The sequence below is a fragment of the Streptomyces sp. NPDC090499 genome (genome assembly GCF_044769305.1).
In the GTDB taxonomy this organism is placed as follows: domain Bacteria; phylum Actinomycetota; class Actinomycetes; order Streptomycetales; family Streptomycetaceae; genus Streptomyces.
The window spans coordinates 1-11758 of sequence record NZ_JBIVXP010000043.1 but is presented as its reverse complement, the minus strand read 5'-3'; the positions used below and the strand labels follow the sequence as shown (position 1 = coordinate 11758).

Here is an 11758-nt window from a genome sequence, read left to right as displayed (position 1 = left end):
CTCCAGCACGACAGGGCCCCCCGATCAGCCCCGATACGCCTGCGCCACACGTTCCAGCGACAACAAACGCAGCATCACGCCACATACCGCCCTCTCAGAAGTCCCGCCGCTGCCCCGCATACAGCAGTGGCCTTGGCATCCGCTCGCTGCAGCTCGACGACCATGTCGGCAGCCATGGCCCGCAGTCGCAGCACCCGCTGCCCGTCTGCCCTCACCACGTCACCGGCCCTGCGCGCCATGAGCACCCCCATGCATCTCCAGGCGAAGCCAACCGCCGCATTGGTGACTCGACTGTGCTCTGCTCTCCTGCCGGGCGGTGCCCACCAGCGGGCCCCGTGCGGGCGTTGTAGGTCACGCAAGAGTGAGCGCCGCAGCAGAGGGCACGGTGGGCTTTGACTTTGCTCAGGGTTCGACGTTGATGCCGAAGTCCGTGGCCATGCCTGCCAGGCCTCTGTCGTAGCCCTGGCCGACAGCGCGCACCTTCCAGCCCGCTGCCTGCCGATAGATCTCCACGACGACGGAGACGGTCTCGCCCGAAGTGAAGGGTGCTGGGTGGAAGGACAGGCTGGTGCCCGAGGGCTGGGTGGTCTCCGCACGCCATGTGGAGTGCTGGTTGAAGACGGCTGTGGGCTGTGCTTCGAGGTCGATGCTGGCGATGACGGCGATGCTGTGGATGTCAGCAGGGATCTGGGGCAGTTCTGCGGTGATAGCGGCTGTAGTGCTGTGGACACCGTCTTGGTGGGGGTGGTTGTAGAAGACGAGGTCGTGGTCGCCGCGTACCTTGCCGTGGCTGGTCAGGAGTACGGCGGAGACATCGACGGGTGCACCGGTGGTGATGAGACGCACCGTGACGGATTCGGCTTCCAGGCGGGCGTTGGCCCCCTTGGTCAGCGTCGTCCTGGCACCTGGCAGGGTAGCGAGGCGGCTCTCGGCGGCTTGCGCGTCCGCTGTCTTCGAGGGCGGGCTGCTGCTGGTCAGTGCGGCCAGGGTGTGCTGGAAGACGGGCCAGCCTTCGGCTTCTTCTCCGGGCCAGGGCCAGGCCAGCCGTGCGGAGCCGAACTGCTTGGGCGTGGGGGGCTGGCCGAGGGCTTCGCAGAGCTGCAGGTAACGCAGGCTCTCGACGGCCAGGCGGGTGAGTTGCCATTGCCGTTGGGCTACTTCGGGCTGGTTCATGCGCAGATCGTCGTCGACGGCGATGCCGCCGAGCGCGGTGTAGACGCGGCGGGCGACGTCACAGCCGTCGCCCGGCAGGAGTCGGACCGCGCGCTCCTGCCGGGCGGGCGCGGGCTCTCCGATCGCGGTGTACAGACCTCCGAGGTCGCCACCGGTCCACTGGTTGGCCGTGGCGGTCGCGAACTGGGCGAACTGGATCAGGGTAGGCGGCCGGCTCTTCGCGGCCACGAACCGGTGATGGGACCGGGCGACATCTTCCAGCGCGGTGCGCCAGCGCTGCTGAAGGTAGGCATCGAGGTACTGCTCGGCCCAGGCACGGCGATGGCGGGTGACGACGTCGCGCACCCGCTCGAAGCCTTCCCGGCGGCTGCCACTGCTGTGACTCATCGTCAGGGTGAAGGAACCGATGTCCGTTTCCACCGGTAGTTCCCTGCGTTCCTTGGTGATCGCTTCCTCCGGCCCCAAATGCCGCTCCGCAGTGCGTAGTTCCTCGAACAGATCCGGTGAGACGGGGTAGCCGGCATCTCGCAGCGCGGTGAGGGGACGGCTGTAGTACTCGGACACACCGGACAGAGGGGTACGGGAGTAGGGGCCTTCGCACACGAACCAGGCGGTGAGTGCGACGCCGTGCCAGAACTCCAGGGCCGGGCCGAGGGTTTCGGCCATCAGCTGGTGGGGGCGGGGGTTGCTGACGATGCTCTTGGCGTGCCGTTGCAAGGTCACCGACTGCCACAGCCGGTCCACCTGTTCGTTGACGGAAGCGGGCAGCACCTGCCGGTACAGCTGCTGGGTGAAGCCGTACTGGTCCGGCCCGAAGGCCATGAGCTCGTTGTCGACGAGCCCCCACAGCGGCCGCATGCCGGTTCGCTGGACGGCGTGCGTGTGGTCGAAGGCCGCCCACCAGTCGCGCAGGGCTGCCACGCGTTCCTCGACGGGGGAGAGGGAGGTCGGGCCGCCGAGGAAGGCCGCGAGCATCGCATGAATCTCGGCCTCCGGGATACCAGCCTCGGCCGCCATGCCGGCCGCCTGGGCGGACATCCCCACATACAGGCGCGGCTCGGGCAGCGCGGTGACGACTTCCTCGTCCGGGTGAGGCGGCGCCTGAAGGTAGTCCAGTACGGTCAGCCAGTCGCCGGCGAAGTAGCCGGAGACGACCGGCTGCAGGGGGCGCGTCAGGATCTGGCGCGCCAGAGCGGTGCCGGTCTTGGCCTTCTTCACGAAGCCGGCCATCACGGCCATCATCTGCAGACTGCGATGACGAGTGACCAACTGCAGCGGATCGACGGCAGCGAGCGCGTCCAGCAGACGCAGTCGGGCGCGTTGCTGCCCAGGCCGGTCCAACCGGTGCCAGCCGCCACCGAATCGGAAGGCCTCCAGCGCATCGTCGGCGATGCCGAGCAGACGGTAGCGGTCCTCGATGCCGGACCACAGCCGCCGCTGGTCGTCGATGGTCTTCGCCGGGCCCGCAGCCCGCACCCGGATCGGTTCGATCAGTGTCTCGAACAGCGGCACCAGCACCGACCACAGCAACACCGCGTCGGCCGAGCCGTCCACCAGGCTGATGCCGGCCGAGTCGTCCGCGGCCAACGTCAGGGCATGGGCTGGCCGTTCGCGTACCAGGTGCGGCAGGTTCACCGCCCCGGCTTTCAGCGACAGCTTTTGCGGCAGGTACCAGGCCCCGCGCCGCTGCTGCTCCTGGACCCCGAATGTCTCAGCGCACCACGTCTTCTCCTGGGCACTGAGGCCCAACACCTCGGCCCTGTCCGGAGCCTGGGGGCCCGGGCCCCGGACCACCGAGGCCACCGGCCGACCGGCCAGCGCCGCGGCCAGCAGCCGGGCCGCGAGCGCGTCGAGCCGCGTGAACCGCTGCTGCTGTCCGGCAGCCGCCTCCAGGCCAAGCGTTTCTTCGGGGTGCGCGCCAAGGGCAGGCTGCCACCAGCGCGACAGGTCACTGGCCACCGGTCAGCCTCCGCATGTACTCGACGAACTGCTCAAACGGCATCGGCGTCGCGGTGTTCTGCGCGTAGACGGCGTAGCGCTGGGCCATCAGCTGCATCTCCCGCTCCGCCCGCCGGGCCTCCACCCGGTCCAGATCGTGCACGACCCGCTGCTCGACGCGCCCCTGCTCGTACAGCACGAACGCATCGACCCCGCCCGGCAACGCACTCTCAGATGCTCCTTCCCCCAGGCCGTCACTGTCCGCGAAGTCCGCCTCCAGCGCGCTGGTGTCGATCAGGGGGACGTCGAGCAGCAGCGCGGGATCCATGTCGTTGTCCGCGCACATGGCCTCCAGATGCTCCTCAAGGCCGAGTTCGGCATGGCAGACCACATCCAGGTACTGCAGGTCGGCTGCCAGAGCGGGATGCCGCAGCACCCGCACACCGCGCCCGACGAACTGGTAGAACTCGCCGAAGCTGCCATAGGGACGCACGGGCACGACCACGGTGATGGGCGGGAAGTCGTAGCCCTGGCCGAGCATCCGCAGCTGCACGATGCCCTGCAGATCGCCCGCGTCCGACTCGAAGCGCCGCCGGGTGGCCTTGATCGCCGAAGGCGACATGCTGTGGTGCAGCGTTGCGCAGGGAATGCCGTGCTCTTCGGCGATCCGGGCGATCTGGCGGGCGTGCGCCTCACCCATCGCCGCAAACAGTGCGCGGGGCTTGACCGGGGCCAGCAGCTTGGCCTGCGCGTCCAGACAGGCCCGCGTCACGGTCATCACCTGCCGGATCGAGGCGTCGGACTGCGCGGTGATGCGGGGCATCTTCCGCTCGTCCCCGAGCGCGGCCAACAGCGCGTCGCGGCCCACGATCTGCTCGCGCCGTCCGTCGGGCCACACCGCCTCGTACACCGCCGTTGCCGCATCCGGGGCGAACCGGTGCACGCGCAGGTTCTTCGCCGAGCCGTCCGCGATGGAGTCCACCAGCCGGTAGCGGTAGACGACGTCGGCGTCGATCGGCTTGCCGTCCAGGCGTTGGAAGCACGCCGACATCAACAGCGTGCGCGCACCGCGGAAGTGGGCGAACAGCCGTTGGTAGGAGGCGCTCGCCGCGATGTGGGCCTCGTCGACGACGATGAAGTCGACATCCTCCGGCTCCAGCTTGGCCAGCAGGTCCCCGTCCTTGTCGCCGGTGCCCAGCGCGTGAAAGTTCGTCACCAGTACGTCCGCGGCCAGCAGCCGCTGCCGGCTCACCCGGCTGATCTGCTCGTCGTCCGCGTCCAGGACCAGCGTGGCCGGCGGCCGCGCACCCGGCAGCAGCGGACCGCCCGCCAGCCCGTACAGGACGTTGCCGGGAACTCCGGGATCGAGGGCCTTGGCGAAGGTGCCGCGGATGACCGAGCCCGGCGTCACCACCAGCGCTCGCCGCCTGGTGAACGACAACGCGGCCGCCACCCCCAGCGCGGTCTTGCCGGCCCCGACCGCCATCACCGTGGCCGCATGCCGGCCGCCGGAGGCGTAGTAGTTGGCCAGCGCGGCCAAGGCCTCGTCCTGGCAGGCCCGCAACGGCTCCCGGACGACCCGAGCGCGCACACCGGCGAAGTAGGCCTCATCGGCGGGCGATTGGACGCTCCGGGGCGGATCGGCCGCCCGCAGCGGATCGCCCACCATCTCCGGGATCTCGACGCGAGGGGCGGCGATCACCAGAGATGAGAGCACGGCATCCTGGCGCAGCATCGCCTGCAGCTGGGCGACGCAGCGTGCGGTGTCCAGGCGCACCGCGTCGTAGGAAAACCGCAGCACCGTCAGCCCTGTGGCCGCCAGGTCGTTCTGCCGCAGCCGGTCGTAGGTGAAGGCGGCACGGTCACTGTGGAAGGTGAACCCGTCCAACTCCACGGCCAGTTTCAGCGACTCGCCCGCGATCAGATAGTCCAGCCGGTAGGTGCGCTCGTTGACCGTCACCGGATGCTGGCTGTGCACACGCGCCACGATGCCCCGCTGCGCGGCCGGCGTGAGCACCCAGCGCAGGAAGGCCTCTTCCAGGTAGGACGCTGAAGGGATCAGCTGCTCCAGCCCGGCACTCATGCCGCCCCACCAGCCCTCGCCTCGGCCGCCAGCGCGCCAATCTTCTCCGAAAGGCGGCCCACCACATCCTCGCCCTGGTCGAAACGGGCCAGCCGTCGCGCCAGTGCGAGGGCGTCGGTGAAGGCGCCTTCGCGTTCCAGCAGCATCACCAGCCGGGGAACGGACGTCACGTGCACGAACGATGCCGGGACAGGGCCGGTGTCAAAGGAGACCGCCTGCGGGGCAGCCTCCATCAACTCCAAGTCCAGCAACGCGAACACCTCAAGCAGCTCAAGCCCGTCAGGGTAGGAGCGTCGGCCGCTCCACAGGCGGTCCACCGCGCCTTGCAGGACGAAGTGGTAGTCCATCGCCCCACCGGGAAGCTCCAGCGCCTCCCAGACCCGGGTGACCAGGCCCGCCCCGCTCGCCTCCACCGGCACATGTCGACTGGCCGGCGTTGCCGACGTACGGCCCTCAGCGGACGGCCACATCAGCGAGCCGTACGACACCTCCGGACGGACACGCGCCGCCGCGAGCGCTTCGCGGACGACACCAGGGCTCCCGGCGAACCGCACACCAGGAATCGCTGCCAAACGCTCAAACCACGTTGCCATGCCCCCCGCTCATCCCACTCCCAAAGCGTCCACCGCTATCCAACCCCCACAGACATGCTGTGGTTCGGCCGGTCCCAAGAATCATGCGCCCCCGGTGACCCACTGCGTACTGCTCCCCGACCCAGTGCATCCTCTCGCGGAGCCCCTGGTCGGGCGCAGGATTCTCTAGAACAGCACGCCGATTGAGCGACGGCCGCTCAGTACGGCGCGAACCGCCACATCTCTAACCGGGGGTGGACGAGTTGGTCCGACGGGCCTCCGGTCGAGGCTGTGCGGATGCGGCGAGTTCTCGATCGGCAAATCCAAGGCCCTTCCGTGCGGGGGAGGTTCATGCATACGGGTAACGGCAGCAGCGATCCGCCTCTGACGGTCAGCATCTCTTCCTACGCTGCTGGTGGGGCAGCACACGGGGAGGGCGCCATGGCGGACAGGACGGCAGAAATGCAGGAGCTGTGGCCGCAGCTTCTGCAAGCCATCGCTCAGCGGATGCGGTTCGCCTGGATCCTGCTGAGCCAGAACGCGAGCGTGCTCTTCTACGACGGCAGCACGCTCACGCTCAACATGTTCAGCCCGGGCGCATACGAAACCTTGATCAACTCAGATGGTCGCCGCGTGCTCGAGGCAGGGCTTCGGCAAAGTTGCGTGATGCCCGATTTACAACCACTTGGCTGGTCAGGGGCTACGAACTTCCGCTTGATGTCCCGTGGTCGAGCCAGGCCGCGCCGAGCTCGGTCAGATGCCACCGAGGGCCGGTTCCCCTCGGCTCGGTGTCGTCTTCCCGGATCAGCTGCTGATCTGCGAGGTGGCGCAGGTCAGCGAGGATGCCGGTCTCAATGTGGGCGCCACGTTTTCCAAGTTCTAGGTCGATTGATCGCGTATCCCACCGTCCGGCGCCATCACGGACAACTTCCAGGATTGAACGGGTCGGGATGGTGTTCACCGCTGTCACTCTATGCGGGTGGACCCTGGACCTGGGAGTGGGGCAGCAGCCTTGTGTTCATGAGAGTCCGAGGAGAGCGAGCGGGCGTTCTGCGTTGCGGGCGTTGTGTCGTAGGGCTGCGGCGATGTTGGTCACGCTGGACAGCCGCAGGGCTCCGATGGCGAGGTTGCGCCAGGTGGCCATGGCCCGGGGTGCGTTGCCGGTGCGCAGTTGCGAGGCGTCTTCGGCGAAGGTCGTGTCGCGTATGTGGTGCAGGGCTTCGACCTGCCAGTGTTCGCGGACCAGCCGGGCGAGCCGCGCAGGTGTGGCCTGCCCTGCGGCAAGGCTGGTGACTATGTAGATCGTCTTGATAGTGGTCCGGCCGGTCTTTCGGTCGGTGCGCCGCCGCTTGATCTGGATGGCCTGGCGGGCCCCGGGGAACAGCAGGGTGTTCACGGTAGCGACCTTGATCCGCCGGATCTCGGAGCGCCCGTGTCCCTTGCCGCGTGTGCAGTCCTGGAGCGGGATGTCCTTCCAGGGCAGCGACTTGAGCTGGTAGCGCAGACGTTTCTGGTTACCCTTGGCGATCACGATGTAGTGGGCTCCGCGGCCGAGGAGGTAGGTGGCGTGCTCGCGCTGGGTGTGCAGGGCATCGCTGGTGACGACGGTGCCGGCCAGATCAGCAACGGTGTCGAGCAGGGGCTGGAAGCGGGTGACCTCGTTCGTCTTGTCGCCCACGTCCAGCTGAGCCAGGACCAAGCCGGTGGTGTGCTCCACAGCGGCGAGCAGATGGATCTTCCGTCCGTTCGCCCTGGCCGCACCGCGCAGAGCCTTGCCGTCGACGGACAGGGCGCGCAGCCGCGTGGAGTCCCGTGGTGTCGGGCTACGGTCCGCGAGCCAGTGTCCTACCGCCTGGTCAAGCGCGTCTCCGTCGACCCGAGCGAGGAGCCGCCGCACTGCAGACTCGGAGGGTGCCAGTCGGCAGGGCAGTAGCGGATCGGGCCGCAGACCAAGTTGTTCCAGCACGTGGGTCGGGGCGTCGGCGATCCACTCGCCGACTGCCAGCAGCGAGGTCGCCCCGGCCAGCACCGCGCACGCTGTCAGGGCGAGGACGACTGCCAGGGCATGTCGGACCCCGCGCGGATCACGCGGGTCCGGCACCTGCGCAAGCCGTTCCAACAAGCCCGGCACCTCCTCAGCTGCGGGCTCCGGCCGGTCGTGGAGCTGGTCAAGAGCAGGCGGGATCAGCAATGACGCGTCGGCAGGCACGGTCTTCCAGTCGGATCACGGGGCGTCGAGAACTCCATGATCTTGGAAAGCGTGCCTGTCACGTTTCCGGGAACACCCTCAACCGACAGACCATCACGAACCGGACGCCACGCGACTACGCCGAAGCCCTGGTGCTCGAGGAGGTGCTCGCAGAGCTTCTCAGTCCTCGGCCCGCCGTAGAGCTGCTGGTGCAAGGCAGGATCCCGTCTCCCTCCGACCTGCCCAGCCCCGAAGGCCTCACGCAGGTGCATGCGCCCGGTGCCGTTCCGGCCACCGGCACGTCACCGGAGCCGGACGAGGCCCTGACGGCCATCTTGGATCTCGTCCTGGCCCAGACAGCGTTCCTGCTGCACGAGGACGGAAACAGCCAGGCCGCCGCCTTGCTGGCGGACGTGGAAGACATCGAGCATGTCCCCAGTGACCGATCTGAGGAAGGCGAAGACGTCGCCCTCATCGTGCCGCTCTACCTCGTTGCCCGCTTCACCCCAGAGGTCCTCGCCGCCATCCGGCCGCTGCTCGTCCACGTGGCGGCACGTCACGACCTGCTGGTCGACAACGTCAGCGCCATTCCGGCCCTCCCCCAGACCGGTGGCGATTGGAGGCAGAGCCTCCAAGAAAAGCTGATCAACATAACGTCCCCCGGCCAGTACCCCCGGCCCCGTGCCGAGGAGGCAGCCGCCACCTTCAGCATGGACGGTTTCGCCTTCGACGCCCGGGAGCAAATGCTCGTCTACGAGGCGTTGAAGCGGGCGCAGGCACAGCTGCCGCAGGATTCCACCATCGCCATTTTCCCGCTGCCGAGGGCCCGGGTCGGTGGCGGCAGCACCTGGGCCCCGGACTTCCTCGTCACCGCTTCCGGCCGGGTGGGTGCCATTGAGGTCGACGAACCCCATCGCCACGAAGACTTCGCCGCGGACGCCGCCCTCGACAGAACGTGGCGCAATAGCGGAATCGCCCACATCGAACGCGTCCAGCTCAAGGGATTCAGTGACGACCGCGAAGTCGACGCCCTCATCCGCCAGTTCCTCACCCGGCTGCACGAACAGCACTGACCACAGCGGCAGCCCGGCCGATCACCGAACGGCCGAAGGCGACCGCAGCGCGGGCGGCGCCGCTGTCGGTCTTGCAGCCCTGTCAGGGCGATGGCCTCGAGGCGGTGCATGCCGGGCCGCTGGGCTAGACAGCGACCTGCGCGTTTTCGATCCGCCCCGCGGTGCCGGTGTACTGACGCTGGACCCCGACCGTAGAGGTCCCTTTCTTCAGGTCGCCGGTCTCGTCGACCACCAGGACCGCCTCGTCGTCGTGGAGGTTTTCCACGACGTAGTCGCGAATGTCGTCCCGGACGGCGTCCGCGTCCCAGGAGGCACGGCACAGCATGTGCTGCATGCCATTGGGGTTGGCCTCTCCGGCCCGCTCGGCGATCGTCCAGCAGTTCTTGCGCGGCAGGTCTGACAGGAGCCCGAGTACCAGCCGTGCCGCCCGTCGGCGTGGTTCGACCCGCGCGAACCGGCCTGCCAAACGCCCCATCAGACCGTCGAAGGCTTCCTTCCAACGGGTGGGATCTATGCTGTGGCCTGCGGCCACCGTCTCATCGTCAGTGCACACAACCTTCAATGATCAACGGTAGCCGCAGTCAGTTGCCCCGGATAGCCCGGGCAGGCTGTCGGTGGCAGCTGCTACGAATGTCGGCATGACCGACGACGAGATCATCCGCAGGATCCGAGAGCAGGATGTGGCCGGCGAGCTGCCGGCGCCTGCGCCGCCCGAGGCTGTGGCCGAGCTTGAGGCCGCGGTGGGGCATTCGATGCCGCCGCTTCTCAAGCGGATCTATCTCGAAGTCGCCGACGGTGGGTTCGGCCGCCGGGGTGAGGCTTTGTCCCTCGATACGGACTACAGCTTCAGCGACAGTGGTCGGCTGCTGGAGGAGTACTTGGGCTGGCGCGGACGCCCCAACTACCCACCGTCTGTTGTTCCTCTCCTGACATGGGGTTGTGCGATCTGGTCCCTCGTCGATTACAGCACCCCCGAAGGCCGCATGTGGGGCTGGGATCCCAACGCCCGATGCCCTGAACACGGATACGCTCTGTTCCCCGAGGACCTCACTCTGGCCGAACGGCTCTGCGGCTGGCTGGACGGACGCGACGACTTTCCGAAGGCGCCCGCTGGTCCGCACTGCTCAGATTGCTGAAACCGCGGCGATGCCGTGCGGATGCATCCCGGTGGCCACTCTGCCAGGAACCGTTGCGCACAGGTCAGCCGAAGCGACCAGCGCAACAAGCAAGATCCCGATCTACAGCTGGAGTACTAAGCCAAATGAAACAGGCAACCGGGAATCAAACGCTCACTCAATCCTCTTGGATCAGGGTTCCGCCCGCTTTTCCCACTCGCGGGCTCCGGCTTGTCGCATCACTGACTCGGCAGTGGCGGAATCGATGAGAAGTTGATGTACGCGCTGAACGTACTCGGCATGCCCTTGCAGAGATTTACGTAGCTGTTTCTGATTTCTGGCGCTGTAAGATATTGCGCCGCATTTTTCCGCGACCCCAGTAGATACGGCCAGCGGCTCAATATCCACTGTCAGCATTATGGTGTCCGTTTCGGTCTTGACCCTGCACCCTACGGTTCCCTCTGCGTAATCGAGAGAGATCCAGTATTCGATGAATGCTGCCTTGTAGCTGGCGCGGGGCATTATCTGTTCTGTCTCCTCTGGGCCGGTGAGGTCCAGGGCATCCGCCGTGGAGGCGTATACCGCACGTACCTCGTTGAAGAAGACTTTCGCTGACGGAACCACGGACGCCTCCTGATCTTGCTGTGTCCGGCTCGACCAGGGCCTGAACTTGAAAACCTCCCAGTGTCTACCCACCTGGCGCCAGCCGTAGCCCTTTACTTGGAGATATCTCGGCGCCCGCTTGTAGACTTTCCCGTCTTTACAGAGAGGCAAGGCGGGGTCGGTGACCTCGGATCGTCTTGTAGCTGGCCCATGCATCATCCATGAAGCGCTCGTTGCGAGTCCAGTTCCAGCCCCCGGTGCCTTTGTTGCCATTCGGGTTTTTCATGGTCACGCGGAGATTCAGGATGTCGTCACTGAAGTCGACGCCTGGTGTTGCGATCCTCGGATGATCAGGTCTTCCGGAAGAGCCTCGAACGCGTCGGCGGCACGTTACTGCCGGAAGCGGTTGTGGACGGTGGACCGGACACGGAACTCCTGCGGCATCTCCCGCCACAGTGCACCGGTCTTGAACCGCCGGATCGCGCCCGCGAACTGCTGCCGCAACTGCTCGGGATAGGGGCCGTACTCGCCGATCGGCAGGTACGGCCCGATGGACTGCCGCTCTTCGTCGGTCGGTTGCACGCGCGTCACGCAAGACGGTCTACCGCCTCTGTCCCCACCGCGTAGGCGAAACCCGCCGACAGCCCGCCATCCTCGCGGCTGCTCGGGGTCGATCGTGCCCCGGTCGTCGTACGGCTCCCTCTTGCGGTGTGGTGCCGCGCTCCTCCCGCCCGCGGGGCCGGATGGTTCCCGTTCCGCCGGGCTTGCCATGGATCTCCACGCGCCGGCCTTGACCACCTTGGCTAACGCGAGTAGCTTTTTGGCTATTGCGATTAGCCATGGAGGTCGGCATGACTGAGTTCCTGAACGTGGAAGGCGGCACTCTCGCCTACGAAGTGACCGGCTCCGGGCCGCTGGTGGTGCTTGCGCACGGGATCGGCCAGAGCCGCGACGCCTACCGGTTCATGGCCCCGGAGCTGGTGGCCGCGGGTTACCGGGTCGCGGCGGCGGAC

At 67.4% G+C, this 11758-nt stretch carries 9 protein-coding genes and 2 pseudogenes; 3 read left to right on the top strand and 8 right to left on the bottom strand.

Annotation, left to right across the window (positions count from 1 at the left end):
• Positions 1-402: 402 nt before the first annotated feature.
• From ACIQVL_RS51320 to ACIQVL_RS51300, 5 genes and pseudogenes are all read right to left on the bottom strand, one after another.
• Positions 403-3132 (bottom strand): TerD family protein, encoded by a 2730-nt coding sequence (locus ACIQVL_RS51320; protein WP_403479286.1) that lies wholly within the window; start codon positions 3130-3132, stop codon positions 403-405.
• A complete protein-coding gene (locus tag ACIQVL_RS51315) occupies positions 3122-5194 on the bottom strand; it encodes a DEAD/DEAH box helicase family protein (protein WP_403479285.1) in 2073 nt (690 codons plus the stop codon). Before ACIQVL_RS51315 ends, ACIQVL_RS51320 begins: the two co-directional genes overlap by 11 nt.
• Positions 5191-5787, bottom strand: a complete 597-nt coding sequence (locus ACIQVL_RS51310) for a hypothetical protein (protein WP_403479284.1) — start codon at positions 5785-5787, stop codon at positions 5191-5193. Before ACIQVL_RS51310 ends, ACIQVL_RS51315 begins: the two co-directional genes overlap by 4 nt.
• A gap of 679 nt (positions 5788-6466) precedes the next feature.
• The gene (locus ACIQVL_RS51305) at positions 6467-6727 is read right to left on the bottom strand and encodes a hypothetical protein (RefSeq protein WP_403479283.1); all 261 of its coding nucleotides are present in this window, start codon (positions 6725-6727) and stop codon (positions 6467-6469) included.
• Positions 6728-6943: 216 nt separating this feature from the next.
• Positions 6944-7867 (bottom strand): annotated as a pseudogene (locus ACIQVL_RS51300) (ISAs1 family transposase); the annotation flags it as partial.
• A gap of 89 nt (positions 7868-7956) precedes the next feature.
• Between ACIQVL_RS51300 and ACIQVL_RS51295 the strand changes: the two are divergent.
• Entirely contained in the window at positions 7957-9027 is a 1071-nt protein-coding gene (locus tag ACIQVL_RS51295; protein WP_403479282.1) for a hypothetical protein, read from the top strand.
• Between the two features lie 127 nt (positions 9028-9154).
• Here ACIQVL_RS51295 and ACIQVL_RS51290 read toward each other — a convergent pair.
• Positions 9155-9502, bottom strand: a pseudogene (locus tag ACIQVL_RS51290) (transposase); the annotation flags it as partial.
• A 163-nt stretch (positions 9503-9665) separates the two neighbouring features.
• Here ACIQVL_RS51290 and ACIQVL_RS51285 point away from each other — a divergent pair.
• Complete coding sequence (locus ACIQVL_RS51285; RefSeq protein WP_403479281.1) at positions 9666-10163, top strand: SMI1/KNR4 family protein; 498 nt, start codon at positions 9666-9668, stop codon at positions 10161-10163.
• Between the two features lie 171 nt (positions 10164-10334).
• Here ACIQVL_RS51285 and ACIQVL_RS51280 read toward each other — a convergent pair whose 3' ends face one another.
• Together ACIQVL_RS51280 and ACIQVL_RS51275 are read right to left on the bottom strand one after the other, a co-directional pair.
• Positions 10335-11018, bottom strand: coding sequence for a hypothetical protein (locus ACIQVL_RS51280; protein WP_403479280.1), 684 nt, complete (start codon positions 11016-11018; stop codon positions 10335-10337).
• Between the two features lie 117 nt (positions 11019-11135).
• Complete coding sequence (locus ACIQVL_RS51275; protein WP_403479279.1) at positions 11136-11336, bottom strand: transposase; 201 nt, start codon at positions 11334-11336, stop codon at positions 11136-11138.
• Between the two features lie 260 nt (positions 11337-11596).
• Here ACIQVL_RS51275 and ACIQVL_RS51270 point away from each other — a divergent pair.
• Positions 11597-11758, top strand: a 162-nt coding sequence (locus ACIQVL_RS51270; protein ID WP_403479287.1) for an alpha/beta fold hydrolase, incomplete at its 3' end; no start/stop codon positions are given.

Excerpts from the sequence above, each read along its gene's own strand:
- ACIQVL_RS51315 (WP_403479285.1), bottom strand. The coding sequence starts at position 5,194 with ATGAGTGCCGGGCTGGAGCAGCTGATCCCTTCAGCGTCCTACCTGGAA.
- ACIQVL_RS51295 (WP_403479282.1), top strand. The coding sequence starts at position 7,957 with ATGACGCGTCGGCAGGCACGGTCTTCCAGTCGGATCACGGGGCGTCGA.
- ACIQVL_RS51285 (WP_403479281.1), top strand. The coding sequence starts at position 9,666 with ATGACCGACGACGAGATCATCCGCAGGATCCGAGAGCAGGATGTGGCC.
- ACIQVL_RS51310 (WP_403479284.1), bottom strand. The coding sequence starts at position 5,787 with ATGGCAACGTGGTTTGAGCGTTTGGCAGCGATTCCTGGTGTGCGGTTC.
- ACIQVL_RS51280 (WP_403479280.1), bottom strand. The coding sequence starts at position 11,018 with ATGGCAACAAAGGCACCGGGGGCTGGAACTGGACTCGCAACGAGCGCT.